Raw genomic sequence first — 26,540 nt, forward strand, 5'->3', positions numbered from 1 at the left:
CGTCGGAGGGAACGGATTCGCCATGGCCGACCACAAGGACACCAACGGAGCCCGGGAGGGCAGGACGGAGGGCTTCGACTGGGGGTGGGCCGCTGCGGATCCTGAGTACGCACCGGTGGAGATCGACACCACCAAGCCCAGCATCGCCCGGGTCTACGACGCGGCCATCGGCGGCAGCGACCACTACCCGGTGGACCGTGCCCTGGTCGAAGCGGGCCGGAGGATATCCCCGGCGGGCGTCGACAGCGCACGAGTCAACCGGGACCTGCTGATCCGGGGGGTGCGTTACCTCGCGGAGCAGGGCATCGACCAGTTCCTCGACCTCGGCTCAGGCCTTCCCTCCGGGCAGAACACGCACGAGGTTGCCCAGTCGGTCAACCCGGACACCAAGGTCGTCTATGTCGACAACGACCCGATCGTTCTCGCCCACGGCCGGGCGGTCCTGGCCCGGGACAGCCGTACCCGGGTGGTCACGGCCGACATCATCAACACCGAGCACGTCCTGGACCACCCGGACATCAAAGGCTTCCTCGACTTCTCCCGGCCTGTCGGACTGCTGATGGTGGCCGTGGTCCACCACATCCTCGACGAGGAGGACGCCGCCGGCATCGTGAACACCTACAAAGACGTTCTGACCTCCGGTAGTTACCTGTTCCTCACGCACTTCTGCAACTCGTTCCCCGAGGCCCGCGCCATGGAGGACAACCTGCGGAACGCACTCGGCCGCGGCCAGCTGCGCAGCAAGGAGGAAATCATCGCCTTCTTCGACGGGATGGAGATCGTCGAGCCAGGCGTGGTACCGCTCCCGCTGTGGCGGCCGGAGACACCGGTCACCGAGCCGCTGGACCACAGTGGGCTGTTGATGGCCGGCGGCATGGCCCGCAAGAGCTGAGCCCGCGCCCTTCTGCGGGGCGGGGCGTCGGGTGCCCGCCCCGCGGGCACCCGCACGGCGGCGCTGCCCGGTGTTCAGCGGGCATGGGCGGGCGGGGCGCCGTCCCATTCCTCCAGAGGCGCGGCGTGCCAGCGCCAGTTCTTCTGGCGGGGCCGGCCGGGGAGCTCCAGCCGCCCGTTGGCCCAGAGCAGGGTCTCCCACGGGTCGGTGTCCCGGGGTGCCCAGGGAAAGAGCCGCTCAAGGGTGGTCCGGGCCAGGGCGGCAGGAGGAGTGAACGGCAGGCCCAGACCGAGTGCGGCGTCATGGGTGTGCACGAGCAGCTCGTCGCAGCCCATCGCCGCGAAGCCGCCGGCATCGGCCGCACCGAAGGGATGGAACCCCCGTGCCTCGGGCGGGGCTCCGGCGATGACCCGGGCCAGCACGGTGGCGAGCGAGTCGACCGTGGCCACCAGCTCGCCGGGCGGCGTCCCGGGCCGGACCCTGAGGTCCATGCTGCGGATTTCGCGGGGGCCGGCCGCCAGATCGGTGGCGTACCAGAGCAGGGCGTCACCGATGTGAGCCACCGTCTCGGCCACCGTCCAGTCCAAGCCAGGAATGGACCTCCCCCAGTCATGGGAGGTACCGGCTCCGAGTGTGGTCCGACAGGTCCTGGCCGCAACGAGCAGAGTCTCCGCATCCATCGCGTCATTATCCCTCCGACTCGGCAGCGGCGGGCGGACGGGCGGGCCGTCCGGCCGCCCGCTCCCGCTGTCGCGGTGGATCGCTCGTCAGCCGCGGGCGGTGCCGGGTGAGGGCGGGCCCGGAGGGCCGACGGGTGAGCGCGGCGAGCAGGCGGTCCGCTTCTGCCGCGATCACCGGAAGATCGCGGGCCGGGTCCTCGGAACGGGCCAGGAGCATGCCGGCCTCGCACAGCGCCCCGAAAACCAGCCGGCAGCGGGCGTCCAGGTCACCCCCGTCGGAGTCCTCGGGGGCTGTGGCGCGCAGGCCGGCCGACAGGACCCGCAGGGTGTGGTCGGACTGTATGCCTCGGACCGTCTCCCAGCCCAGGACGGCCGGGCCGTCCATCATGACGATGCGCCGGAACCCGGGGTCCAGACAGCGCTCCAGGAAGGTCCGGACCCCGGCGGCCAGTGCCGCCCAGGCATCGGACTGCTGGGCGGCGGCCCGCTCCAGCATCGCGGCTGCCTGCTCCTGCTCGAGGGTGAACACCGCGCGGAACAGGTCGGGCTTGGACCGGAAATGATGGTAGGCAGCGCCCTTGGTCACCCCAGCGGCCGCGGCAACCGTATCGATCGACGTAGCGGCATATCCGCTCCCACCGAACAGCTGCTGCGCCGCGGCGACCAGCCGGGAGGAAGTGGCGTCCGAACGAGCGGACTGAGTACGGCGGACCATTCCGGCTCCTTGACCGACATACTGACGGTATGTAAGTTTGAGGGTGAGTTCCTGCCGCCACCAGGGAAGTGGGGTACATGACGTCACGGCTCATTGCGGTGTACGGAGCCTACGGGCACACCGGGCGGCTGGTCACGGCCGAGCTGCTCTCCCGGGGCCGGGAGCTGATCCTGGCCGGGCGTGACGCCGAGGCCCTGCGCACCATGGCCGGCGGGCTCAAGGAACCCGGCCAGGTCCGTACGTTCCCGGCGTCCGTCGACGACCCGGCAGCGATGCGCGAGCTCACTGGCAAGGCGGCCGTCGTCGTCCACTGCGCGGGCCCCTTCTCCGTGACCGGAGCCCCACTGGCCACCGCCGCTGCCGAAGCCGGCTGCCACTACCTCGACCACGCGCTGGAACCGCACCACGTCAAGGGGGTCTTCGACACCCTCCAGGAGACGGCGCAGCACAGCGGCAGCGTGCTGATCCCCGGGCTGAGCTTCTACGGCGGACTCGGTGATCTGCTGGCCGGTGCGGTGGCCGGCGGCCTGACCGCCGTCGAGCGGCTGGTCGTCGCGTACGCGGTGAGCGGCTGGCGGTTGACCACCGGTGCGAAGAACACCGCCGCCCAACTGTTCGCCGAGACACAACGGATCACCTTCAGCGATGGTGCCCTCCGTACCGGCTACGTCGAACCCCGCAACGCAGTGTTCGCCTTTCCGCCGCCGCTGGGGCCACGCACAGTGATCACGCCGCTGCCCTCCTTCGAACCCTTCACGGTCCCCCGGCACGTCCCTGCCCGTAACGTCGACCTGATGCTGACCGCTGCGACCTTCGAGGAAGAGGGCACCTTCGACAGCGAGCATCTCGACGACGCGGCGCGGTCCCGGACCGACTTCACCATCGCCGTACAGGCGGTCACCGAAGAGGGCGGCCGCGCCGGTCACCTGCGCGGCCATGATCTGTGGCGGGCGGGAGCCCTGGCCTCGGCCGAGGCTGCCGTGCGGCTGGCCGACAGACACGGCCCCGTCCGGCCCGCCGTCCTGAGCCCGGCCGAGGCGTTCCCCGCAGGACCCTTCCTTCGGACCCTCGAACGGCTCGGTGCGTTCGAAGTCCACCTCCCCGGAGCACAGGAGGTGGGGCAATGACGAGCGGGCAGGAAACACCGGTGCTGGTGACCGGGGCCGCCGGAGGCCGGCAGGGGGCCACGGGCATGCACGTCACCAGGCTGCTGCTGGACACGGGGCACGCGGTGCGCGCGCTGGTACGCACCGAGGACGCCCGGGCCGACGCCCTGCGCGCGCTCGGTGCCGAGGTGGTGGTCGGCGATCTGCGGGAGATCGCCTCCGTACTCCCGGCGCTGCGAGGGGTGCGCCGGGCCTTTTTCACCTACCCCGTGACCAACGGACTCCTGGAGGCCACGGGCGCATTCGCCGCGGCGGCCCGCCGGGAAGGGCTGGAGCGTGTTGTCGAGGTCTCCCAGCTCGCGGCCGACCCGGATGCCGGCACGCCCAGGATGCGGCAGCACTGGGTGGCGGAGCAGGTTTTCGACTGGGCCGGGGTGGGCGCGGTGCACCTGCGGGCGGCGGTGTTCTTCGAGAATCTGGACTTTCTGGTGCGAGCCGGCGGCGGGACGGAGCTGGCGCTGCCCCTCGGGTCACCGCAGACCGTTCTGCCGCTCGTCGCGGGCACCGACGTGGCACGCGTGGCGGCGGGGCTGCTCACCGCCGCGCTCCCGCCCCCGGACCCGGTCGTGCGGCTCACCGGGCAGGTGTTGGCAGTGGGTGAGGCGGCCGGGAGGTTCGGGCGGGCTGACGGACGAAGGGTCGTCTACACCGATGTGCCGCCCGGTGACTGGCGGCAGCGCGCGATGCGCCTCTTCGGCGACCCGCACACGGTCGCGCACCTGTCCGCGCTGTGGGAGGTGTTCCGCGCCATCGGCGCCCATCATGAGCTGTACGAGGTGACCGAGGTCATCGGTCGCGTCGGCGGTCGACCGCCGCAGACGCTCGAGGCATACGTCCGCGGCACCGGAGTGCCGGGTTCGCCGCAGCGTACCGACTCCGGGCCGCAGGGCCCGTAGCGTGCGAGAATCCGGGACCGGCATCACGGCGGGCGGCCAACGGACGAAGGGAGAACAACGGGATGAGCGGGACGGTCGCTGCGGTCAGCAGTAAAGGGGAGTACTCGTTCACCAAGCCGAACCGGAGCAGCATCACACTGCTGACCGGGTTGGGTGTCGAGGGTGACGTGCATGCGGGGGTGACGGTCAGGCACCGCTCGCGAGTGGCGAAGGATCCCTCCCAGCCGAACCTGCGCCAGGTGCATCTCCTCCATGAGGAGCTGTTCGCAGAGGTCGGCCGGGTGGGCTTCGAGGTGTCGCCCGGTGATCTCGGCGAGAACATCACCACCCGCGGCCTCGATCTCCTCGCCCTCCCCACCGGCACCCGGCTGCACCTCGGCGGCCGGGCAGTGGTCGAGGTCACCGGTCTCCGCAATCCCTGCTCCCAGATCAATGACTTCCGGAGCGGGCTGCTGAAGCACATGGTCGGACGGGACGAGGCGGGGAACCCCGTGTACCGGGCCGGGATCATGGGAACCGTCGAGGAGGGCGGCGAGGTGCTCCCCGGGGACGGCATCCGCGTGGAGCTCCCCACCGGGCCTCATCGGCCCCTGGAGCGGGTCTGACATCCGTGCCGGCAAGCTGACCGCAGGCTGCCGGGCCGTCGTCATCGGACTCGCACGATTCTCCCCGCACGGGCCCGCCGCCTGGCACGGCGGTCCCGGAGGGCCGGCTCAGTCCGCTTGTCTCCGCTCCGCCCGGTAGCGGGCGGCCCACTGGTCATTGAGCTCGTCGGCCTGCCGCCGGTGCCGCAGAACGATCGCGCGTCCGGGGGGCAACTCGAGCCCGAGAGAGCCGAGGAGACGCCGGGTGACGCCGGTCGCGTCGGCGTCGATCTCCTCGTAACACACCAGGTGGGGCTGGACTCCGTGCGAGGCGAACCACGCCTCCCAGGACGCGTTCTGCTCATCGATCAACCGGAGCAGCTGACCTATCCGCTCCGGATCGTACGCGGGCGTCCGCTCTCCTGATCCGGGGCCGCCGATCTCCCCGTTGCCGCCGATGAACCAGGTGTTGGTCTGCTCCGCGCGCAGCCAGGACACGGCCTGCGCCAGCACGTCCTCGCGGCGCAGGTACAGGAAGCCGGTGCGGCCGAACGCCCGGTTCAGCAAGCTGGGACTGTCGCCGGCGAAGTCCGGGTGGGCGGCCCCCAGCTTCCCCAGCAACTCGTCCAGGGTTCCACGCATGAGCTTCGCGCCGAACACGCCGTTACCGGTACGCCCGGCAGCAAGCGCCGCGCTCACGTACTCCCGGTAGGAGAAATCTCCCTGCTCGTCACGGGGTATCCCCCACCGGTCGGCCCACAACGGCTCATCGGGGGCCCGGAAGTACGCCTGCGGCCGGCCGGCGACCCCCGTGGAGTCCAGCAGCCCCAGGAGCAGCGAGCTGCCGGTGCGTGGGGTGGCGCACAGGAAGTACGCGTCGGGGCGGTCCGGGGCGTCCGGCAGCATGGTCACACCGGCCAGTCAAGGACACCGGAGCACGGCGGGCAAGCGATTTGGGGCCGGAGTCCCGGCCGCCCGCGCGCACCGCTTCCTCAGAGCAGCAGCAGGGCGGCGATCAGCAGGGTGGTGCCGGCCAGGATCGCCGGCCCGAGCGGCATGCCCTGTTCCCCCGGGTCTGCGTTCTCGGCGGGCCGCAGGGACGGGTGGTGGAGCAGCGCCCGGATCTCGTCCGCGACTTCGTCTGCGGCGACCCGGCCGCGGCACCGGCGCTCCAGCCAGCTCCAGCCCACCGGCTGCAGACGCAGATTCCCGTCGCGGGTGGCGAAGCGCAGGGCGTCCTGGTGATGACGCACCTCGGTGAGGCGGTCCCACCGCACGCGGCGGACCCGCCACGCTCCGGTCACCCAGAGCCCTTCCCGGTCGGCCGTGACCCGCCAGTGTGCCGCCGTGGCGATGGCACCCACGCCGTGGGGCAGCGAGAGGACGGCCATGGCCCACAGGAGCAGTGTCCAGCCGGCGAACCAGTGGGAGGTCAGAGCCCAGAGGCCGAGGATCTCCAGGGACAGGTAGCCGGCCGCCACCCCGCGTGAGGCACCGTGGGTGGACCAGCTCACGGGACGGTCGGTCGGGGACAGTCGGGCGGCGACGTCGTCCACCGGGCGCCTGCCGGAGCGGGTTCCGTGGTCACCGGCGTTCCTCCGGCGCGGCTCTGCGGGTGTCAGCGGTGAGACGGCGCACTCCAGCAGCGGCTCGGGATCCTCCGCGTCGGTCCGGGAGAGGAGAGCGACTTCGGCGCCCGCGCACGGGACCCCGTACAGCACGGCCTCCCGCAGGGGTTGCCGGCCGGTGCCGTGGACCGCGGCGGCGAATTCCTCGCGCATCGCCGTGAACGGGTTGTCCGGCGGTTCCGCCCGGCCCGGCCCCGCGCCGGTGACCTCGCCGTCCGCGGGCTGGTCCCCGCCGTCGTCCGCCCCGTCGAAGGCGGGCAGGGTGCTGACGCGGAAGACGGGTATCCCCGCTGACGGATCGTCGTGGGCGAACACCTGCTCGCGGCCGTTCTCCGGGTGCTGCCGGACGTGCACCAGCAGCGCGGGTTGCGGCTGGGAGCGCAGCCGGGTGAAACGCCGTCTTCCGATCAGGGAGTTGCCGAGCAGCAGCAGACCGGGCACCCCGGTGGCCAGCATCACGAACTGCCGGCCCAGGGGGTCGTACGGTTCGGCGACCAGTCGCGCCCAGTCCCCGTCCACCAGGACGGCGGTCGGGCGGCCCACCGGGTGGTTCTCCGGGAACAGTGCCGAGACGGTGCGCGTCCCGCCGTCCGGCAGTGTCACGGTGACCGACTCGGTGTCCTGCGCGGTGACCGGGACGTCGAACCGGGTGGCTGCCGCGGCGCGGGCCTCCTCGGTGGCGGACGTGGCGAGCCCCTGGTGGAGTGCGACACCGGCGACTGCCAGCAGGGCTCCGCCGATCACCGCTCCCAGGGAGCCTCTGCGGAACGACTTGCCGGCCGCGGGCAGGGGATGACGGGCCGGGCCCGCCGCCTTGAGCGCGAGCCCGCGCTGCCGGTTGGCAGCGAGGAGGCGGGCGGTCAGACCGGCCGCCGCGAACGCGGCAGCCACGAGCGGCGCCGGAGACCCCCCGCCCGCCGAGGCGTAGAGCATCTCGTATCCGAACCCGGCGGACAGCGGCACCAGCAGACCCAGCGCCGGCCCGGGCTGCCGCCAGATCCAGCACAGCTCCAGCAGCAGTCCGCCCAGGAGGAGCAGCGCCCACCACTGCGGACCGCACGGGTCCGAGGTGGTGCACACCGGGTCCTCGTCCGTGAAAACGGCCCAGGCGGTGCCGGTCAGGAGCGCCGCGAATCCCCACGCCGGGCGTGCCCACCGGGCAGGGCCGGCCGCGAGCCAGGCACGGGTGTCGGCCGTGCTCCACGGCCGTGCTCCGGCGGGTATCCGGTCGGGCGGCAGGGTCACGGGGATGTCGGGCACTCCCGCATTATGGTCGACCGAAGCGGAGGAAGCCGGACGGGTCGCCGTCCCCGGGCGTCCGCGCCTTCCTGGTCCGGCCGGAGCCGGGCCCCGGCGCGCAGGCGGAAGGGCTGCGGCCGGGGCCCGGGTCCCCGTCGGCGCCGGGGGAGCGGCGCCGTGCGTGAGGGCCGGCGTCAGTGCTGCGGGCCGGCGGTGGCGGGGAGGGTGCTGGTGCGGGCGACCCGGGAGTACCAGTGGGCGCTGGCCTTCGGGATGCGCTTGCCGGTCGGGTAGTCGACGTACACCGCTCCGAAGCGCTTGCTGTATCCGTAGCCCCACTCGAAGTTGTCGAGCAGGGACCACAGGAAGTAGCCGCGGACGTCCACGCCGGCCTCGATGGCCTCGTGGACTGCGCTCAGGTGGCCGTGCAGGTACGCGATCCGGTCGGGGTCATTGACCTCGCCCTCCGGATTGACGTAGTCGTCGAAGGCCGCGCCGTTCTCGGTGATCATCAGGGGGATTTCGGGGAAGTCGCTCTTCAGGCGCAGCAGCAGGTCGCGCAGCCCGCTGGGGTCGACAGCCCATCCCATGGCGGTGGTGGTGCCCGGGGTCAGGTGGAAGGCGACCTTGTCGGCCCCTGTCCACGGGCTGTGCTCGCTGGCGCCGTGTCCGTCGGAACCGTGGCTGGCCGTCCCGTCGGTGGCCGAGACCAGGGTGGGTGAGTAGTAGTTGACGCCGAGGAAGTCGAGCGGCTGGTGGATGGTGGCGACGTCACCGTCGTGCACGAACGACCAGTCGGTGAGGTGCGCGGTGTCCTCCAGCACATCGGCCGGGTACGCGCCGCGCAGCATCGGGCCGGTGAAGACCCGGTTGGCCACGCCGTCGATGCGGCGGGCCGCGTCGACGTCCTCGGGGCTGTCGGTCAGCGGGCGGACGTGGTGCAGGTTGAGCGTGACGGACACCGCGGCCGTGGAGGGGAGCCGGTCCCGCAGGGCCTGTACGGCCAGGCCGTGGCCGAGGTTGAGGTGGTGGGCCGCGCGCAGGGCGGAGACGTCATCGGTGCGGCCGGGGGCGTGCACCCCGGAGCCGTAGCCGAGGAAGGCGCTGCACCAGGGCTCGTTCAGGGTGGTCCAGGTCTTCACCCGGTCGCCGAGAGCCTCGGCGGCGAGGGCGGCGTACTCGGCGAAGCGCTCCGCGGTGGCGCGCTCCGGCCAGCCGCCGGCGTCCTCGAGCTCCTGGGGCAGGTCCCAGTGGTAGAGGGTGGCGACGGGCTGGATGCCCTTTTCGAGCAGTTCGTCGGTGAGCCGGGCGTAGAAGTCCAGCCCTTTCCGGTTGGCGGGGCCGCTTCCGGTGGGCTGGATACGGGGCCAGGCGAGCGAGAAGCGGTAGGCGCCGACACCGAGGTCGGCCATCAGGGCGACGTCCTCGCGCCAGCGGTGGTAGTGGTCGGTGGCGGTGTCACCGGTGTCGCCGTTGCGGACCTTGCCGGGGGTGCGGCAGTAGGTGTCCCAGATGGAGGGTGTGCGCCCGTCGAGGGCGGCGGCGCCCTCGATCTGGTAGGAGGCGGTCGCGGTACCCCAGAGGAAGCCGGACGGGAAGTCGCGTGCTGCGGGGGTCGCCGGGGCGGGTACGCCCTGGTGGGATGCGGTGGCCACGAAGGTCCTTCCGAAGGTGCGGTGTACGGGTGTGCGGAGGGGTCGGGGGCGGCCGGGCAGCGGGGTGTCCCGGGTCGCGGTTGTTCAGCCCTTCACGGCGCCCTGCATGATGCCGCCGACGATCTGGCGGCCGAACACGACGAACATCACCAGCAGCGGCAGGGTGCCGAGCAGCGCGCCGGCCATGATGAGCGACTGGTCGCGGATATAGCCCGCGCTGAGCTGGGTGAGTGCCACCGGAACGGTGGGGTTGCTCATGTCCAGGGCGATGAAGGGCCAGAAGAAGTCGTTCCAGGCGTGCACGAACGTGATCATGAACAGCACGGCCATCGCGGGCCGGGCGATGGGCAGCACGACACTCCAGAAAATGCGCAGGGAGTGCGCCCCGTCCACCCGGGCCGCTTCGACGAGCTCGTCCGGCAGGGCTTCCGCGAGGTACTGCCGCATGAAGAACACGCCGACGGCGCTGACCAGGGTGGGGAAGATGACGGCTGGCAGCCGCTGTCCCCATCCGATCTCGCTCATCATCATGAACAGCGGCACGACGCCGAGTTGCGGGGGGATCATCATGGTGCCGATGACCAGCATGAGCAGCAGGTTGCGGCCCCGGAAACGCAGTTTGGCGAAAGCGAAGCCGGCCAGGGTGGCGAACAGCACCGTGGACAGGGCGATGGTGCCGGCGACGATGAGGCTGTTGGCCATCGCCTGGCCGAGTGCGGCATCCTGCCAGGCTGCCGCGAGGTTCTTGAAGAGGTTGGGACCGGGGAGGAACGGCGGGGGCGACTGGGTGACGCGGGTGTTGTCGGTGGAGGCCGCCACCATCGTCCAGTAGAGCGGGAACAGCGAGACCAGGGCCACGACGATGAGCAGCGCATAAGCAACGGGTCCGGCGTGGTGCTGTCGGCCGGCGCCCTGCCGCAGCCGCATGCGGGGCCGGCGGCCGGGGGGTGCGGAGTCCGGGTTCAGCGGGTCGAGGTCCGGCCGGACCGGGGCGGTACCGGTGGTCATGGGATCACCGCTTCCTGATCGGCGTGCCGGACAAGAGGCGCGCGGTGAGTCGCTGGAGTACGAAGACGAGGATGAGGATGAGGAACATCGCCCAGGCGACGGTGGCTGCCCGTCCCATCTGGTAGTTCCGCCAACCCTCCTGGTACAGCAGCAGGCCGAGGGTCTGGTACTGGTTGTCCGCTCCGCCGGTGACACCGTTCGGGCCCTGGCCGAAGATCAGCGGCTCACCGAAGAGCTGCGTGGCACCGATCGTGGACAGCACGATAGTGAAGACGATCATGGTGCGGATGCCGGGGATGGTGACCTGCCGGAACTGCTGCCAGCGTGAGGCGCCGTCGATCGCCGCGGCCTCGTACCGGTCCTTGGGGATGGCCTGCATCGCGGCGAGGTAGAGCAGTGCGTTGTAGCCGGTCCACCGCCAGATCACGATGCAGGAGATCGCGATCTGGGCGGGCCACTTGTTGTTCTCCCAGTCGATGTTGTCGAAGCCGAACAGGCTCAGGCCCCAGTTGATCATGCCGAAGTCGCGCTCGAAGAGCATGGTGAAGACCAGCGCCGCCGCACCCACCGAGGTCGCATAGGGCGTGAGGGCGGCGACCCGGAAGAATGCCGAACCGCGCAGGTGGTAGTTGAGCAGGTGCGCCAGCCCGAGTGCCATGAGCAGCTGGGGGACGGTGGATATCACGCCGATGGTGAAGGTGTTGAGCAGCGCGTTCCAGAACTGCTCGTCCTGCCACAGCCGGGTGTAGTTGTCCAGGCCCTGCCACTCCATGACGTTCAGGGAGGAGAGCTCCACCCGGTGGAGAGAGATCCAGGAGGTGTACAGCAGGGGGTAGAAGCTGAAGGCGGCGAAAATGACGAAGAACGGGGTGATGAAGGCGTAAGGCGCTGTCCGCAGGTCCAGCCGGTGGAGGAGGGTGCGCCACTTCTGACGGGGACGCCCCCCGTCGGATCCGGAGCGAGGTCCCCCGGCGGAGCCGGGCGGGACGTCCTGCGGCCCGTCCGCATGAGGTACCGAGGTGGAAGTGGCCACGGGGGGCTTCCTTTTCTGTGACACGAAGGGATCGGGGCGAGGCGCCCGGTGGCCGCGCGGGCCGCGACGGCCACCGGGGCCTCAGGGTGACCTGGGTCAGCCGACGGCCTTCTGGATGCGCTCGTCGGTGGTGTCCCACGCCTCCTGCGGGCTCTGTCCCTGCGACTCGATCAGCTGCAGGCCCTGGGAGAAGGTGTCCTTGATGGTGCCGTCCTTGCGGCCGAGCACCTGCTCGTCGGGGATGTCCTCCGCCGCGGCACCGAAGATCTCCCCGATCGGCGCCTCACTGAAGTACGCGGACGTCGCCCCGGTCACGGACTCGGACTGCAGGGCCTCCTGCGAGGACGGGAAGTTGCCTATCTCCTTGAAGATGTGCTCCTGCTGCTCCGGGGCGGTCAGCCAGGCCACGAGCTTCTTGGCCTCTTCCTTGACCGGGCTGTCCTCCGTGACACCGAGGAAGGAGCCGCCCCAGTTGGCGCCCCGGGGTGCCTTCGCCACGTCCCACTTGCCCTCGTTCTCCGGACCGGCCTTCTCGCTGATGTGGCCGAGCATCCAGGCGGGGCAGACGGTGGTGGCGAAGGTGCTGTTGGCCAGACCGGGGTCCCAGCCGGGCTGGAACTGCCGGAGCTGGGCGGTCAGACCGGAACCGGCGGCCTCCGACGCGAGGTCCCAGGCCTCCGTGACGGCCGGGTTCTCGGCGTAGATCAGGTCGCCCTCCTTGTTGTAGAACTGCTCGGAGTTGCCGTAGATCATCGCGTTGAACAGGCCGGTGGAGCTGTCCATGTACGCGAGGTCCCCGTCCTCCGAGTTGGCCTGGAACTCCTTGCCGGCCTCGACGTAGGCGGACCAGTCCCCGTCCCACAACTGGGCGACCTCGTCGCGGTCGGTGGGCAGTCCGGCCTGCTCGAACATGTCCTTGCGGTAGCACACCGCCATGGGACCGATGTCCGTGCCGAGGCCGATGACCCGGCCGTCGTCGGCGGTCACCTGGCTGAGCTTCCACGGCAGGAAGTGGTCGCCCGAGGAGTCGCTCAGGTCGGCGAACTTGCCCGCCTGGGTGTCGACGAGTTCCTTGGCGCGGCCGACCTCGATGCCCTGAATGTCCTTCAGCCCACTGCCGGCTGCCAGGTGCGTCTGGAGGGCCGTGTAGTAGGTCTGCTCGTCACCGGCCACCTCGGCCTTGATGGTGACGTCCGGGTTCTCCTCCATGTACTGGTCGAGGAGCCCGGTCTCATCGAAGCCCATGACGCCGAACAGCCCCATGGTGATGGTGACTTTGCCGTCGGCGGACGCCCCGCCGCCACTGTCGTCGCTTCCTCCGCATCCCGCGACCAGCGCGAGCGAGACGACAGCCGCTGCGGCTGCTGCACTTCTTGAAACGAATGGTCTGCGTACCCTGCCCATGACGTCCTCCTTGCGGCGGCACAATGCGCGCCGAAGTGCCTGGTCACCGAGACCATCCCGTGTCTGCTGACACGAGTGGGACCGGTCCCACTAAGTTGTGGAAGACTGTCCCCGGAAAGTTGCGATGTCAAGAAGAGAAGTCAGCTCCGTTGCCAATACGTGTCCTGGCACCCACCACCCCGGGACGGCCGGTCCAGGTCTCTGGCACGATGCAGGACGCACACGGGAGCACGGAGCCAGGAAAAGAAGAGCGGGGGAACATGGGCACCAGTGAGCGGCCGACCATCCGGACAGTGGCCGCCCGCGCCGGGGTCGGGCGCGGAACGGTCTCACGGGTACTGAACGGGTCCCCCAGGGTGAGCGCCGCGGCCAGGGAAGCCGTGCACGCGGCGATCGCCGAGCTCAACTTCGTGCCGAACCGGGCGGCCCGCAGTCTGGTCACCAGCAGGACCGACTGCATCGCCCTGGTCATCCCCGAACCGGAGAGCCGGCTGGTCTCGGAGCCGTACTTCTCCGAGATCATCCGGGGAGTGAGCACCGCGCTGGCCGAGACCCAGCTGCAGCTGCTGCTCATCCTGGTGCGGGACCAGCGTGAACTGGACCGGCTCACCGAGTTCCTCACCGCGGGCCGCGTGGACGGCGTGCTCCTGGTCTCCATCCACCGTGACGATCCGCTGCCCGGCCTCCTGGAGGAGCTCGGGCTGCCGACCGTGCTGGCAGGGCGCCGCTCCGCCGGTGAACCGCTCTGCCACGCGCACTCGGACAACGTGAGCGGAGCCGCGGAAGCGGTACGCCATCTGCTGGACCGCGGGTACCGCACCATCGCCACCATCACCGGCCCGCTCGACATGGACGTCGGGCACAGCCGGCTGCGGGGGTGGCGGGAGGCCCTGCGGGAGAGCGGGGCAGAGCCCGAGGAATCGCTGATCGCGACGGCCGACTTCACCGAGGCGGGCGGGCGGGCGGCCATGCGGGAGCTTCTCGAGCGCCGTCCCGGCCTGGACGCGGTCTTCGCCGCCTCGGACGTCATGGCGGCAGGTGCCCTTGCCGAGCTGCGTGACCGCGGCCGCAAGGTCCCGGACGACGTGGCGCTGGTGGGCTTCGACGACTCGGTCATCGCCCGGCACACCGACCCGCCGCTGACCAGCGTCCGGCAACCCGTCGAGGAGATCGGCCGCACCATGACCGAGCTCCTGCTGGAGGAGCTCAGCGGCTCCGGCAGAACGCGTTCGCGCGTGTGTCTGCCCACCTCACTCGTGGTGCGGGGTTCGAGCTGACACACCCCCGGACGCCTCGCTGCCCTGGGGTGTGAGCCGGAGCGCGGGGCGGCCCGTTCACCGCCCCGGCTGCGGAAGTGCGCCGCACCGGTGGCACCTGTTCACTCGCCCCTTCACTCCCTAAAATGACATGCACAGTTCATCCACGCGCAGGCGGTCGGCATTCTGCCCGGCATGTCCGGCCCTCAGGGTCGGCCTGTCGGTTCTCCTTCCGTGAGGAGCAGTTGTGGAACGTCGTCACTTTCTCCGCGCGGCCGCCGCACTCGGCACCGCTCCGGTCGCCCTCGGCTTCACCATGACCCGGGAGTCCTTCGCCGCTCCCGCGCAGAACGGACCCAGCCCTTACGGGCCGCTGCAACCCGCGGACTCCCACGGCATCCGGCTCCCCTCCGGCTTCACCAGCCGAGTGGTCGCCCGGTCCGGGCAGACCGTCACCGGCACCGGATACCGCTGGCACGGCGCTCCGGACGGAGGCGCCTGCTTCCGGGACGGCTCCGGCTGGATCTATGTGTCCAACGCCGAGCTGGACAGTCCTTCCGGCGGCGCGAGCGCGCTGCGCTTCGACGGCGACGGCCGGGTCACCGGCGCCCACTCCGTGCTGTCGGGGACTGCCCGCAACTGCGCCGGCGGTGCCACCCCATGGCACACCTGGCTGTCCTGCGAGGAGGTGTCCTACGGATACGTCCACGAGACGGACCCCCGGGGGGTGACCGCGGCGGCCCGCCGGGACGCCATGGGGCGGTTCAAGCACGAGGCCGCGGCCTGCGACCCCGACCGCCGGGTGATCTACCTGACCGAGGACGAGAGCGACGGCTGCTTCTACCGGTTCCGTCCCCGCACCTGGGGCAGCCTGGCGGCCGGCGGGACGCTGGAGGTACTGGTGAGCGGGTCGGGCACCTCCGGCAGCGCGGCCTGGGCGCGGGTGCCCGACCCCACCCCGGGGCCGGGCAGCACCCCGGTCCGGAACCAGGTCAGCGGCGCCAAGCGGTTCAACGGCGGGGAGGGCTGCTACTACGCGAACGGAAAATGCTGCTTCACCACCAAGGGCGACAACCGGGTCTGGCAGCTGAACGCCGCGGACGACACCTACGAGCTCCGCTACGACGACAACCTCACCCCCGATCCGCCACTCACCGGGGTGGACAACATCACAGGGACCGCGAGCGGGGATCTCTACGTGGCCGAGGACGGCGGGAACATGGAGATCTGCATCCTCACCCCGGACGGGGTCGTCGCCCCGTTCCTGCGGATCACCGGCCAGAACGCCTCCGAGATCTGCGGGCCTGCCTTCAACCCGGCCGGTGACCGCCTGTACTTCTCCTCCCAGCGGGGCACCACCGGGAGGTCTTCCGGCGGCATCACCTATGAAGTGCGGGGCGCGTTCCGCTGACCGCGACGGCGGAAGCAGGGGTGGGCAAGTGTAAGGCCTTCGCTCCCTTCTTCCGTGGATGGCATGGTTCAGCACAAAATCGGGCTTTCCTCCGGCCAACCGGGTTTTGCTAGCCTGCCCTGGTGCGTCTCGCTGCGCCATCATGCTTGCAGTACTGAGGGAGATCCGTGTCGAACATCCCGCCGCCCCCCACTGAGCCGCCGTACATACCGCGGCCCTCCCTGCGGCAGCGTGTCACCGCCCTTCCCAAGCCGGCCCTGATCGGCGGTGCCGCGGTGCTGGGGCTGGGGACCGTGGTTCTGGTGGGCGCGATGGCCGACGGCAGCGCGATAGCCGAGGGCACCAGTGTCCGGGGGGTGGACATAGGAGGTCTGACCCCCGAGGCCGCGCAGGCGACTCTCGACGAGCAGCTGGCCGAGGCCCGGTCGGCCACGTTCACGGTACGGATCGGCGAGGACGCCGAGGAAACGTACGAGGTCGACCCGATCGCAGCGGGCCTGGGCGTTGACCTTCGCGAGACCGTGGAGCAGGCCGAGCGCCCGGGGTTCCTGGGGCGGCTCTTCGGCCGCAGCGGTGGTGAGCTGGACCCGGTGACCACCGTGGAGGAGCCGAAGGCGAGAGCGGAACTGGAGGCCCTCGCCGAGGAGAGCGGCAGCGAGCCGCAGGAAGGCGGTATCTCCTTCGAGGAGGGCAGCCCGGTGGCGTCCCAGCCCGGCACCGGGCTCGCTCTGGACGTGGACGCGGCCGTCGAGGAACTGCGCACGGGTTACCTCGGCCCGGCCGGCAACCCCGTCTCCCTGTCCGCGGCGACGGCACAGCCGGCCGTGGACGCGGAGGAGATCGAGCGGGCGATGAACGACTTCGCCGAGCCGGCCATGTCGGGTCCGGTTGTCCTCACCGCGAACGGCAGCGAAATCCCCCTCACACCGGTCACTCTCGGGGACCATCTGTCGATGGAGCCGGACGACGAGGGAACACTCGTCCCGGTACTGGACGGCAAGGGCCTGGCCGAGGACCCGCTGGTGGCGGAGCCGCTGGCCGCCGCCACCGACCCCGCGGTCAACGCCACCCTCCGGCTGGAGGGCGAAGAGGTGGTGGTGGCGACGGAAGGCAAGCCGGGACGTGAGGTCACCTCCGACGGGCTGGAAGAGGCCGTGATGCCACTGCTGACCGAGACCGGGGCAGCCCGGACAGGGCCGGTCTCGACCGTGGAGGTGCAGCCCGAGCTGACCAGCGGGACCATCACCGAGCTGGGCATCACGGAGCGGATGTCCTCGTTCACGGTGGGGTTCGACACGGCGGCCTACCGCACGACGAACATCGGCCGGGCGGCCGAGCTGATCGACGGTTCCCTGGTGCCCCCCGGGGAGACCTGGAGTTTCAACGACACCATCGGGCGCCGCACGGAGGAGAACGGCTTCGTCGAGGGCATCATCATCCTGGACGACCAGTACCAGACCGCACAGGGCGGCGGGGTCTCGGCCGTGGCCACGACGATGTTCAACGCGGTGTTCTTCGCCGGTGTCAAACCGGTCGAGTACAGCGCACACTCCTTCTACATCGAGCGGTACCCGGAGGGCCGGGAGTCCACCGTGGCCTGGGGGAGCCTGGACCACCGCTTCCTGAACGATTCCGATCACGCCCTCTACATCATGGCGGACGCCACCGACTCCGAGGTCACCATCACCTTCTTGGGGACCAAGAAGTACGACGAAATCGAGTCGGTGACCGGCCCGAGAACGAACATCGTGGAGCCGGGCAAGCGCGAGGCCATCGCGGACGACTGTGTGCCGCAGCCACCGCTGGAAGGCTTCGACGTCGAGGTCGAGCGGGTGTTCAAGCAGGGGGGCGAGGAGGTCAAGCGGGAATCCTTCACCACCCGCTACCAGCCGCGCGACGAGGTGGTCTGCGAGGACGAGGACGACTGAGCGGCCGCTCGCCGAGAGGCGGGGAGCTTGACAGGCCCTGCCAGTACGATAATGATTTTCATTATCGTACTGGCAGGGCCTCCGCCCACCGCGGAACCGGGCCTCTGCCCGGACGCTCCGCGACGGGGTGCCCGCCGCTCCCCTCCGGACGAGACGAAGGCACCACCATGGCCGAGCGGCTGACCGCATCGACAGCAGCCCACTGGGTCCGGCGCTGGGAGCTCCAGCAGGAACGCTACGCGACCGATCGCGAGGAACGGTTCACCGTGATCGCCGACGTGGTGGAGCAGGCCACAGCCGACAGCCGCCGGCCGCTGCTCGCGGATCTCGGCTGCGGCCCGGGCAGCCTGGCGACCCGGCTGGCAGCCAGACTGCCCGACGCGGAGATCGTGGCGGTGGACTGCGATCCACTGCTCCTGGAACTGGGGCGCCGGCACCCCGGCACGACCGGCCAGGGGTCCGCCGTCCGCTACACCGATGCCCGCATCGGGCAGGACGGCTGGACGGAGCAGCTCGGGCTGAAGGGCAGACGACTGGACGCCGCCGTGTCCACCACCGCCCTCCACTACCCCTCCGAGCGGGAACTGCTGGAGATCTACGCCGCACTCGCCACCCTGCTGCGGCCGGGCGGCGTCCTGGTCAACGGCGACCACTTGGGCCAGCCGAATCCGTCGGTGGCCGCACTCGCCGCCCGGGTCGGCCGCCGCCGAGCGGACCGGCTGGGCGTCCGCGGCCATGAGAACTGGGAGGAGTGGTGGACCGCCGCCGCCCGTGCCCCGGAACTCGCCCCCCTGCTCGCCGAACGGCACGCGCGCGGCCTCGGCCCCGGAGCGGACAACGGCCTCAACGTGAAAGACCATCAGGATCTGCTGGCCGAGGCAGGTTTTTCAGCGGCCGGGCCCGTCTGGCAGTACGGCTCCAGCTGCGTGCTGGTCGCCGTCCGCTGAGCCCCGGCCGGCGGCGCCGGCCACGGCACAGGGAGCGGCATTCCGGACGGCAGGGCCCGGAAGGCCGGCGCCGAAGCCGGAACCACGCGGAAGATATGCCGGAGGCGCACCGAAAACGCAAAGAAGCTTTCACATAAAATCCTCCGAACAGCCTTGCATTTTTACCACCTGACAGGGCATCACTTAATCCCTACAAGAGGTGAGTGACTGACTCCATCGGGTAACAGGGCTGAGTGCCGGTCCCGCCGGCGCTCAGGAGCCGGGCGCCCACCTCCCCCGCTGTCAGAGGAGTCAGCCTTGCCCGACACCACGAGACGCGGCTTTTTCGGCCTGGCCGGAAAAGCCGCAGCGGTCGCCGGGGGCGCGGCCGCACTGCCTGTCATCTGTGCCGGTCCGGCGTTCGCCGGCGGTCCCGAGGAGCTGCCGGTGGTCACCCACCCGTGGCATCCGGGAGCCGTGTACGCCGCCGGCCCGGAGACCCGGGCGGCCCACGCCGAGCCGCTGAACGCCAGCGTGGACTGCGGACTGCACGGAAGGACCGACTGACATGGCCACCTTCGTCACCCGCTCGCAATGGGGCGCCCGCGCGCCCCGCAACCGCAACCGCAACATCACCCCCGGCAACGGCGGGGTCACCATCCACCACCTCGGAGGATCACGCGTGGCCCGGAGCAGCCACGCCGACTGCGCAGGTCACGTACGCGGCGTCCAGAACTTCCACATGGACACCAACGGCTGGGCGGACATCGCCTACTCCCACCTGACCTGCATCCACGGCTACGTCTTCCAGGGCCGCGGCGAGGGGCACCGGACCGCCGCCAACGGTACCGACACCGGCAATCAGAACTGGTACGCCGTCTGCGGGCTGACCGGCGGCAGCTCCACCAACTACGACACCATCACCAACCAGCTCATCGACGCCTTCCACCTGGCCATCACCCGCCTGCGCAACCAGGGCGGCGCGGCCAACCGCATCAACGGCCACCGCAACCACATCGCGACCGCGTGCCCCGGCAACCTCTACACCTACGTCCAGAACGGCTCCATGGAGCCCCGCCGGACGCACACCGTCCGCAGCGGGGAGACCCTCTACTCGATCGGCCGGCAGTACGGCGTCCCGTGGCAGTCCATCGCCTCGGCGAACAACATCAGGGCGCCTTACACCATCTACGTGGGGCAGATCCTGGTGATTCCCTGACACCATCGCAGGATCCTGCAGCGTCACGCAGTCGAACAAGCCATTCATCCTGGACCTCCGGGGACCGGTCCCGCGTGTCCGGACATCACCTCAGGTATCCCCGGGCATGAGGGTCGGAGAGCGGCCCTGCCGCGAAAAACGGCGCGCCGCTCCTCCGGTCCGCGCGTCGCCCCCCTCGCGAGCCACCTGCGGAGTGATTGACCGGTCAGCCGCTCTTGACAGCGGCACCTTGTTGCCGCGGCGACGGGCCGCTGCCAGCATGACGTCGCTCATCCGTTCTCCCTGAGACGTGATCCGCGAAGGAGCTGTTCCCATGTTGCGGTCCCGCTTACGCGCCTGCCTGCTCGCCACGGCCGGTGCGGCGACGCTGCTGTTCGGCCTCGTCCCCTCCGCCACCGCCTCCGCGGCCCCGGAACCCACGACCGGGACCACCGCCGTGGCCGGCACCACGGTCTCCGGCACAGGGCTCGCCTCGGCCGAGGTGCAGCAGAGCTCGGGCTTCTGGGCCTGTACCGTTCCGCCCGGTTACACCTACACGCACACCCAGGTGCAGCTGCGGGTCTGCGGCTCCGGGCTGCGTGCGGTCTACCACGTGGTGCCGCCCTCGGACGGGCTGTGGGCCTGCACCGTGCCGGCCGGCTTCACCTACGACACGGTGCAGAGCCTCCCCAGCACCTGCCGGAACGGCGAGATGGCCACCAGTTACCGCCTCCGCGAGCCCGTCGACGGGCTGTGGGCCTGCACGGTCCCGCACGGCTTCACCTACGACGCGGTGCAGAACCTTCCCAGCACCTGCCGGGCCGGGCAGATGGCCAGCAGCTACCGCCTCCGCGGCGTCTGAGCCGGACGATCGGCTGAGGGTATGCCCACGGGCCTGTGCCTCCCTCAGCCGATCATGCGGGCGGCGGCACGGCCGGCTGTACGGCCGGAGAAGAGACAGCCCCCGAGGAACGTGCCCTCCAGCGAGCGGTACCCGTGCATGCCGCCGCCACCGAAGCCGGCTGCCTCCCCCGCGGCGTAGACGCCGGACAGCGGCTCGCCGTCGGCCGTGAGCACCCGGGAGGAGAGGTCGGTCTCCAGGCCGCCGAGGGTCTTGCGGGTGAGAATCGAGAGCCGGACAGCGATCAGCGGGCCGGCCTTCGGGTCCAGCAGGCGGTGCGGGGCGGCCACCCTGATCAGCTTGTCGCCGAGATAGCGGCGGGCCCCCCGGACCGCGGTGACCTGGAGGTCCTTGGTGAAAGGGTGAGCGATTTCGCGGTCCCTGGCCAGGATCTCCCGGCGCACCGCGTCCTCGTCCAGGAGCGCATCACCGGTCAGCGCGTTCATGCCGCGGACGAGGGACGCCAGGTCCCGTTCGACGACGAAGTCGGCACCCCGGTCCATGAACGCCCGCACCGGGCCCGGTGCCCCGGACCGGGCGCGTCCCAGCACCTGACGGATGCTCCGGCCGGTCAGGTCCGGGTTCTGTTCGGAGCCGGAGAGAGCGAACTCCTTCTCGATGATCTTCTGGGTCAGGACGAACCAGGTGTGGTCATGGCCGGTCTGCATGATGTGCTGCAAGGTGCCGAGGGTGTCGAAGCCGGGGAACAGCGGCACCGGAAGCCGTCTCCCGGTGGCGTCCAGCCACAGCGACGAGGGCCCGGGAAGAATCCGGATGCCGTGCCGGTGCCAGACCGGGTCCCAGTTCTGGATGCCCTCGGTGTAGTGCCACATCCGGTCGCGGTTGATGACACGGCCGCCGGCCCGCTCGGTGATTCCGAGCATGGCCCCGTCCACGTGGGCCGGTACCCCGGAGAGCATGCGCTGCGGCGGGGTGCCGAGCCGGTCCGGCCAGTTCGCCCGCACCAGGTCGTGATTGCCGCCGATACCGCCGGACGTGACGACGACGGCCTGCGCCCGCAGCTCGAACACCCCCGCCACCTCGCGGCCGCTGGCCCTTCCGCGGTCTGCGGCGCTCGGCGACAGCACCTCCCCGCTGACCGTGTCCACGGTGCCGGTGGTGCGGCTGAGGCCGGTGACGCGGTGCCGGAAACGCAGCTCCACCCGGCCGCGCTCGACGGCTGCCCGCACCCGCCGGACGAACGGCTCGACGAGACCCGGTCCGGTACCCCAGGTGATGTGGAAGCGCGGCACCGAGTTCCCGTGCCCGGTGGCGTCGTAGCCCCCGCGCTCCGCCCAGCCGACCACGGGGAAGAAGCGCACTCCCTGGCCGTGCAGCCAGGACCGTTTCTCCCCGGCGGCGAAGTCCAGGTACGCCTCGGCCCATTGCCGCGGCCAGTGGTCCTCGGGCCGGTCGAAACCGGCGGTGCCGAACCAGTCCTGCGCCGCCAGCGCGGGGCTGTCCCGGATGCGCAGCCGCCGCTGCTCGGGGGAGCCGACGAGGAACAGCCCGCCGAAGGACCAGTGTGCCTGGCCTCCCATGGAGGCTTCCGGTTCCTGGTCGAGAAGGATCACCTTCCGGCCGGCGTCCGCCAGCTCGGCGACAGCGGCGAGCCCGGCGAGCCCTGCTCCGATCACGATCACATCGGCGTCGTACGCCACCCTGCTCACCCTTCACCCGCCCGCCTGGTCGCACCGATCCTCGACCGCGGCAGACGTGGCGTCAACAGCAACCGCCGCGGTCCGGACCGCCCACGACGGTACGGACTGCCCGGAACGGCGGTGACGGCACCCGGTGCGCGGTCCACGTGTTCCCGGCCTACGCTCGATGCATGATCAAACGGGTGCTGGCAGCGGTGCAGCTGTGGTTCTCCCCGCGGCGGGCGCAGGCCGAGGGCACCACCCCCGACTACCGGTTCTCGCTGGCGAACGAGCGCACGTTCCTGGCCTGGCTGCGGACCGCGCTGGCCCTGGTCGCCGGAGGCATCGCGGTCGACCAGTTCCTGACGGAGCTGGGCCGGGCGATGCGCACCGGCATCGCCCTGGCGCTGCTGGCCGGCGGGGCGCTCTGCGCTGTCCGGGCGGTCAACCACTGGGTGCGCTGCGAGCGGGCGATGCGCCGCGGCGAGGACCTCCCGGTCGGCCGGTTCCCCGCCCTGCTGGCGGTCGGCACGGCGGTGGCCGCAGTGGTTCTGGTGGTCTCGGTCGTGCTGGGCGGCGGAGGAAGGTGAACGAGGACCCGCGCGATCCGGCGGTCCAGCCGGAGCGCACCCGGATGGCGTGGCGGCGCACCACCCTGACCTTCGTGGTGGTGGTGCTGCTGGCCTGGCGCGGGCTGGCCCACGACGGCGGACGGGGTCCGCTGCTTTTCACGGCGTCGGCAACGCTGCTCTGGGTGGTGTTCCTGCTCCTCGCTCACCGGCGGATCCGGTTCCTGGCCGCCCGGCGGCCGGCCGGCCCGGAACCGGCCATGGTGCTGGGCAGCGCCCTGGTCGTCGTGATCGTCGCGATGCTCGGCGCACTGCTGCTGTGGTGAGCGCGCACGCGGCCGGTGTGCGGGTTGTTACGGCTATTCCGGTTCCCCCTCTGGACGTCATACCGACTGGTCGGCATGATGGCGCTGACATCCGTGCGTACGGCGCGGTACCGCGTCCATCCCACACCGACACATCCGAGGAGCAGGACCGATGGCGGAGCAGCATCCCCCAGGGCTCGATCTGACGAGGTTGCGCGCCCACCTCGACCAGGAGAGGCCCGGACTCGTGGCAGGGCCGCTGCGTGCCCAGCTGATCGAGGGCGGCCGGTCCAACCTCACTTACCGGGTCACCGACGGGGCGACCGACTGGGTGGTGCGCCGGCCGCCGCTGGGGCACGTGCTGGCCACCGCGCACGACATGAGCCGGGAGTACCGGGTCATCAGCGCCCTGGGGCCGACCGCGGTGCCGGTTCCGGAGACCGTGGTGCTGTGCCAGGACGACGGCGTGCTGGGGGCTCCCTTCTACGTCATGGAGTTCGTCTCCGGGACGCCGTACCGCACCGCCGAGCAGCTGGCCGCGGTCGGCCCGGCGCGCACCCGTGCGCTGCTTCTGGGGCTGCCGGACACCCTGGTGGCGCTGCACGCCGTCGACCCGGCCGGAGTCGGACTGGCGGGTTTCGGGCGGCCGGAGGGTTTCCTGGAGCGGCAGATGCACCGCTGGGGCAAGCAGCTGGCCGCCTCGCGGGACCGGGATCTTCCGGGCATCGACGAGCTGCAGACCTCGCTGGCCCGTACGATCCCCGGCTCGCCGGAGGCCACCGTCGTGCACGGCGACTACCGGCTGGACAACGTCCTGGTGGACGGCGAGGACCGGATCACCGCGGTGCTGGACTGGGAGATGTCCACCCTGGGTGATCCGCTGACCGACCTCGGACTGCTGGCGATGTACTGCCGGCCCCTCGACGTGCCGGGGTCCGTGCTGGCCACGGCACGCAACGCCCCCGGTCACCCGGATGCCTCGGAGCTCGTCGAGCGCTACGCCGCGGGCTCCGGCCGGGACGTCTCCCGGATCGGCTGGTACACCGCGTTCGCGTATTTCAAGCTCGCCGTGATCCTCGAGGGCATCCACTACCGCTACACCCAGGGCCAGACCGTCGGCGCGGGCTTCGACCGGATCGGTGAGCTGGTCCCGGTCTTCATCGACGGCGGCCTCACCACTCTCCAGGAGGACTGAACACCATGCATTTCGCCTACGACACCCGGACCGAGGAACTGCGCGAGCGACTGCTGGCGTTCATGGACGAGCACGTGTACCCGGCCGAGGCGGTCGCCCAGGAGCAGCGGGCCCGGCAGAAGTCGCCCTGGGACACTCCCCCGGTGGTCGAGGAACTCAAGGAACGGGCACGCGGAGAAGGGCTGTGGAACCTCTTCCTCCCCGACGCCGAGCACGGCGCCGGTCTGACCAACCTGCAGTACGCGCCGCTGGCGGAGATCTCCGGGCGCAGCCCGCAGCTGGCCCCGACCGCCCTCAACTGCGCGGCCCCCGACACCGGGAACATGGAGTTGCTGGCGGAGTTCGGCAGCCCGCAGCAGCAGGAACGGTGGCTCAGCCCTCTGCTGGCCGGTGAGATCCGCTCGGCCTTCGCGATGACCGAGCCCGAAGTGGCGTCCTCGGACGCCACCAACATCGAGACACGCATCGAGCGGCAGGGTGACAGTTATGTCATCAACGGCCGCAAGTGGTACATCACCGGGGCGATGAACCCGGACTGCGCCGTCTTCATCGTGATGGGCAAGACGGACCCCGAGGGTGCCGACATCCGCCGTCAGCAGTCCATGGTTCTGGTGCCCCGGGACACCCCCGGGGTCGAGGTGGTGCGTGCCCTGCAGTCCTACGGGTTCGAGGACCACTCGCACGGCGGTCACGCGGAGGTCGTCTTCCGGGACGTCCGGGTGCCGGCGGACCACCTGATCGGGGAGGAGGGCGGTGGGTTCGCCATCGCCCAGGCGCGGCTCGGTCCGGGCCGGATCCACCACTGCATGCGGCTGATCGGGATGGCCGAGCGCGGCATCGAGCTGATGTGCCGGCGGGCGGTCTCCCGGACGGCGTTCGGCAAGCCGCTGGCCCAGCAGGGTGTGGTCCAGGAGTGGATCGCCGACGCCCGGGTCGCGGTGGAGCAGCTGCGGCTGCTGGTGCTGAAGACGGCGTGGCTGATGGACACGGTGGGCAACCGCGGAGCGCACACGGAGATCCAGGCCATCAAGATCGCGGTGCCGCGTACGGTGGCGGGCATTCTCGACCAGGCCGTCCAGCTGCACGGCGGCGGCGGCGTGGGCCAGGACTTCCCGCTCGCGGAGCTGTGGACCTCGGCCCGGACGCTGCGGCTGGCGGACGGCCCGGACGAGGTGCACCAGCGCTCACTGGCCCGGCGGGAGCTGAAGCGCTACCAGAAGTAGGGCCCCGCACCCGACGGGCCGGTGAGCAGGTCAGGGAGTGACCACCACCCGGCCCGTCGTGGTGCCGTCCGCGACCCGCTGCACGGCGTCGGCGGCCTCCGCCAGCGGGACGCGCTCACTGACCAGGGGACGGATCGCGCCACGGGCGGCGAGCGCGGTGAGCTCGCGGTGGCAGGCCGGCACCGAGGCCGGCTCGTTCTTGGCGTACAAACCCCAGTGCAGGCCCAGGATGGCGTAGTTCTTCACCAGCGCGTGGTTGAGGGCCGGCTGGGGGATGGTGCCGCCGGCGAAGCCGACGATCACGATACGACCCTCGAAGGCGATGCACTTGACCGACTTGGCGTAGGCGTCGCCGCCCACGGGGTCGTACACCACGTCGGCGCCCCGGCCGCCGGTGGTCTCCTTGACCACCGCCACGATGTCCTCGGAGCTGCGGTCCACCACCACGTCGCAGCCCAGCTTCCGGGCGGTGTCCACCTTGCCCCGGCTGCCGACCACGCCGATGACGGTGGCGCCGGCGGCCTTGCCCAGCTGTACGGCGGCGCTGCCGACACCGCCGGCCGCGGCGTGCACCAGCAGGGTCTCCCCGGGCTGCAGCCGGGCTCTGCGGTGCAGCCCGAACCAGCCGGTCTGGTAGCCGATGTGCAGGGCGGCGGCTTCCGCGTCGTCGAGTTCCGCCGGGGCGGGCAGTGCGGTCGCCGCCGGGACCAGGGCGAGCTCGGCGAAGGCTCCGCCGGGCAGGGCCGGCTGGGCGATCACCCGGGCGCCGGTCTCCGCCACCGCGCCCTCGCCGGCGGACAGGACCTCGCCGCACAGCTCCACACCCGGGGTGAACGGCATCGGCGGCCGGACCTGGTAGTGCCCGCGGCACAGCAGTGCGTCGGGGAAGTTGATGTTCGCCGCGCGTACCCGGACCAGCAGTTCACCGGGGCCCGGCGTGGGGTCGTCGGTCTCCTCCAGGCGCATCACCTCGCGCGGTTCGCCGTTCTCGTGGACTCGCCATGCCTTCACGTGGCCTCCGTTTGCCTCTCGTGGGATCACCTTGCCGGTGACGGGGGTGCCCGGTCGCCGCCGCACTCCGGCCCCCG

At 71.1% G+C, this 26,540-nt stretch carries 25 protein-coding genes; 15 read left to right on the forward strand and 10 right to left on the reverse strand.

Features of this window, described 5'->3' with window-relative positions:
- Positions 1-22: 22 nt before the first annotated feature.
- Positions 23-892, forward strand: a complete 870-nt coding sequence (locus tag PJ985_RS15930; protein WP_271684424.1) for an SAM-dependent methyltransferase — start codon at positions 23-25, stop codon at positions 890-892.
- Positions 893-966: 74 nt separating this feature from the next.
- Here the strand turns inward: PJ985_RS15930 and PJ985_RS15935 are convergent, their stop codons facing one another.
- Entirely contained in the window at positions 967-1,572 is a 606-nt protein-coding gene (locus tag PJ985_RS15935) for a maleylpyruvate isomerase N-terminal domain-containing protein (RefSeq protein ID WP_271684425.1), read from the reverse strand.
- Between the two features lie 7 nt (positions 1,573-1,579).
- Positions 1,580-2,287, reverse strand: a complete 708-nt coding sequence (locus PJ985_RS15940; protein WP_271684426.1) for a TetR/AcrR family transcriptional regulator — start codon at positions 2,285-2,287, stop codon at positions 1,580-1,582.
- A gap of 77 nt (positions 2,288-2,364) precedes the next feature.
- Between PJ985_RS15940 and PJ985_RS15945 the strand changes: the two genes are divergently transcribed.
- The 3 genes from PJ985_RS15945 to PJ985_RS15955 all read left to right on the forward strand — a co-directional run bounded on the left by PJ985_RS15945 (position 2,365) and on the right by PJ985_RS15955 (position 4,954).
- The gene (locus tag PJ985_RS15945) at positions 2,365-3,414 is read left to right on the forward strand and encodes a saccharopine dehydrogenase NADP-binding domain-containing protein (protein WP_271684427.1); all 1,050 of its coding nucleotides are present in this window, start codon (positions 2,365-2,367) and stop codon (positions 3,412-3,414) included.
- The gene (locus tag PJ985_RS15950) at positions 3,411-4,349 is read left to right on the forward strand and encodes an NmrA family NAD(P)-binding protein (protein ID WP_271684428.1); all 939 of its coding nucleotides are present in this window, start codon (positions 3,411-3,413) and stop codon (positions 4,347-4,349) included. Before PJ985_RS15945 ends, PJ985_RS15950 begins: the two co-directional genes overlap by 4 nt.
- 62 nt (positions 4,350-4,411) lie before the next feature.
- Positions 4,412-4,954 (forward strand): MOSC domain-containing protein, encoded by a 543-nt coding sequence (locus tag PJ985_RS15955; protein WP_271684429.1) that lies wholly within the window; start codon positions 4,412-4,414, stop codon positions 4,952-4,954.
- 108 nt (positions 4,955-5,062) lie between these two features.
- On the opposite strand, the gene PJ985_RS15960 is transcribed toward PJ985_RS15955, so the two are convergent.
- The 6 genes from PJ985_RS15960 to PJ985_RS15985 form a co-directional block, all read right to left on the reverse strand.
- The gene (locus PJ985_RS15960) at positions 5,063-5,839 is read right to left on the reverse strand and encodes a Stf0 family sulfotransferase (protein ID WP_271684511.1); all 777 of its coding nucleotides are present in this window, start codon (positions 5,837-5,839) and stop codon (positions 5,063-5,065) included.
- 86 nt (positions 5,840-5,925) lie between these two features.
- A complete protein-coding gene (locus tag PJ985_RS15965; protein WP_271684430.1) occupies positions 5,926-7,821 on the reverse strand; it encodes a hypothetical protein in 1,896 nt (631 codons plus the stop codon).
- 173 nt (positions 7,822-7,994) lie between these two features.
- Positions 7,995-9,455, reverse strand: coding sequence for a GH1 family beta-glucosidase (locus PJ985_RS15970; protein ID WP_271684431.1), 1,461 nt, complete (start codon positions 9,453-9,455; stop codon positions 7,995-7,997).
- Between the two features lie 84 nt (positions 9,456-9,539).
- Positions 9,540-10,463, reverse strand: coding sequence for a carbohydrate ABC transporter permease (locus PJ985_RS15975; protein WP_271684432.1), 924 nt, complete (start codon positions 10,461-10,463; stop codon positions 9,540-9,542).
- Positions 10,464-10,467: 4 nt separating this feature from the next.
- The gene (locus tag PJ985_RS15980; protein ID WP_271684433.1) at positions 10,468-11,496 is read right to left on the reverse strand and encodes a carbohydrate ABC transporter permease; all 1,029 of its coding nucleotides are present in this window, start codon (positions 11,494-11,496) and stop codon (positions 10,468-10,470) included.
- Between the two features lie 96 nt (positions 11,497-11,592).
- Entirely contained in the window at positions 11,593-12,900 is a 1,308-nt protein-coding gene (locus PJ985_RS15985; protein WP_271684434.1) for an ABC transporter substrate-binding protein, read from the reverse strand.
- A gap of 260 nt (positions 12,901-13,160) precedes the next feature.
- Here PJ985_RS15985 and PJ985_RS15990 point away from each other — a divergent pair, with 260 nt between their 5' ends.
- The 7 genes from PJ985_RS15990 (at position 13,161) to PJ985_RS16020 (ending at position 20,481) form a co-directional block, all read left to right on the forward strand.
- Positions 13,161-14,177, forward strand: a complete 1,017-nt coding sequence (locus PJ985_RS15990) for a LacI family DNA-binding transcriptional regulator (protein ID WP_271684435.1) — start codon at positions 13,161-13,163, stop codon at positions 14,175-14,177.
- A gap of 226 nt (positions 14,178-14,403) precedes the next feature.
- A complete protein-coding gene (locus PJ985_RS15995; RefSeq protein WP_271684436.1) occupies positions 14,404-15,567 on the forward strand; it encodes an alkaline phosphatase PhoX in 1,164 nt (387 codons plus the stop codon).
- 167 nt (positions 15,568-15,734) lie between these two features.
- A complete protein-coding gene (locus tag PJ985_RS16000) occupies positions 15,735-17,495 on the forward strand; it encodes a VanW family protein (RefSeq protein ID WP_333909862.1) in 1,761 nt (586 codons plus the stop codon).
- Between the two features lie 167 nt (positions 17,496-17,662).
- Positions 17,663-18,442 (forward strand): class I SAM-dependent methyltransferase, encoded by a 780-nt coding sequence (locus PJ985_RS16005; protein ID WP_271684437.1) that lies wholly within the window; start codon positions 17,663-17,665, stop codon positions 18,440-18,442.
- A 297-nt stretch (positions 18,443-18,739) separates the two neighbouring features.
- Positions 18,740-18,988 (forward strand): hypothetical protein, encoded by a 249-nt coding sequence (locus tag PJ985_RS16010; protein ID WP_271684438.1) that lies wholly within the window; start codon positions 18,740-18,742, stop codon positions 18,986-18,988.
- Between the two features lies 1 nt (position 18,989).
- Positions 18,990-19,640 carry a LysM peptidoglycan-binding domain-containing protein gene (locus tag PJ985_RS16015; RefSeq protein WP_271684439.1) on the forward strand — a complete coding sequence of 217 codons (651 nt, stop codon included), beginning with the start codon at positions 18,990-18,992 and terminating at the stop codon, positions 19,638-19,640.
- Between the two features lie 313 nt (positions 19,641-19,953).
- On the forward strand, positions 19,954-20,481 hold the full coding sequence (locus PJ985_RS16020) for a hypothetical protein (protein ID WP_271684440.1): 528 nt from the start codon (positions 19,954-19,956) through the stop codon (positions 20,479-20,481).
- Between the two features lie 44 nt (positions 20,482-20,525).
- On the opposite strand, the gene PJ985_RS16025 is transcribed toward PJ985_RS16020, so the two are convergent.
- On the reverse strand, positions 20,526-22,181 hold the full coding sequence (locus PJ985_RS16025; protein ID WP_271684441.1) for an FAD-binding dehydrogenase: 1,656 nt from the start codon (positions 22,179-22,181) through the stop codon (positions 20,526-20,528).
- Between the two features lie 170 nt (positions 22,182-22,351).
- Between PJ985_RS16025 and PJ985_RS16030 the strand changes: the two genes are divergently transcribed.
- The 4 genes from PJ985_RS16030 (at position 22,352) to PJ985_RS16045 (ending at position 25,452) form a co-directional block, all read left to right on the forward strand.
- On the forward strand, positions 22,352-22,750 hold the full coding sequence (locus PJ985_RS16030; RefSeq protein ID WP_271684442.1) for a YidH family protein: 399 nt from the start codon (positions 22,352-22,354) through the stop codon (positions 22,748-22,750).
- Entirely contained in the window at positions 22,747-23,055 is a 309-nt protein-coding gene (locus PJ985_RS16035) for a DUF202 domain-containing protein (protein WP_271684443.1), read from the forward strand. Before PJ985_RS16030 ends, PJ985_RS16035 begins: the two co-directional genes overlap by 4 nt.
- A gap of 151 nt (positions 23,056-23,206) precedes the next feature.
- Positions 23,207-24,229: a phosphotransferase family protein gene (locus tag PJ985_RS16040; RefSeq protein ID WP_271684444.1), complete on the forward strand. Its 1,023-nt coding sequence runs from the start codon at positions 23,207-23,209 to the stop codon at positions 24,227-24,229.
- A 5-nt stretch (positions 24,230-24,234) separates the two neighbouring features.
- The gene (locus PJ985_RS16045; RefSeq protein ID WP_271684445.1) at positions 24,235-25,452 is read left to right on the forward strand and encodes an acyl-CoA dehydrogenase family protein; all 1,218 of its coding nucleotides are present in this window, start codon (positions 24,235-24,237) and stop codon (positions 25,450-25,452) included.
- Between the two features lie 30 nt (positions 25,453-25,482).
- Here the strand turns inward: PJ985_RS16045 and PJ985_RS16050 are convergent, their stop codons facing one another.
- Positions 25,483-26,463: an NADPH:quinone oxidoreductase family protein gene (locus PJ985_RS16050; protein WP_271684446.1), complete on the reverse strand. Its 981-nt coding sequence runs from the start codon at positions 26,461-26,463 to the stop codon at positions 25,483-25,485.
- Positions 26,464-26,540 lie beyond the last annotated feature (77 nt).

The sequence above is a fragment of the Streptomyces sp. ACA25 genome (genome assembly GCF_028200735.1).
Taxonomy (GTDB): domain Bacteria; phylum Actinomycetota; class Actinomycetes; order Streptomycetales; family Streptomycetaceae; genus Streptomyces.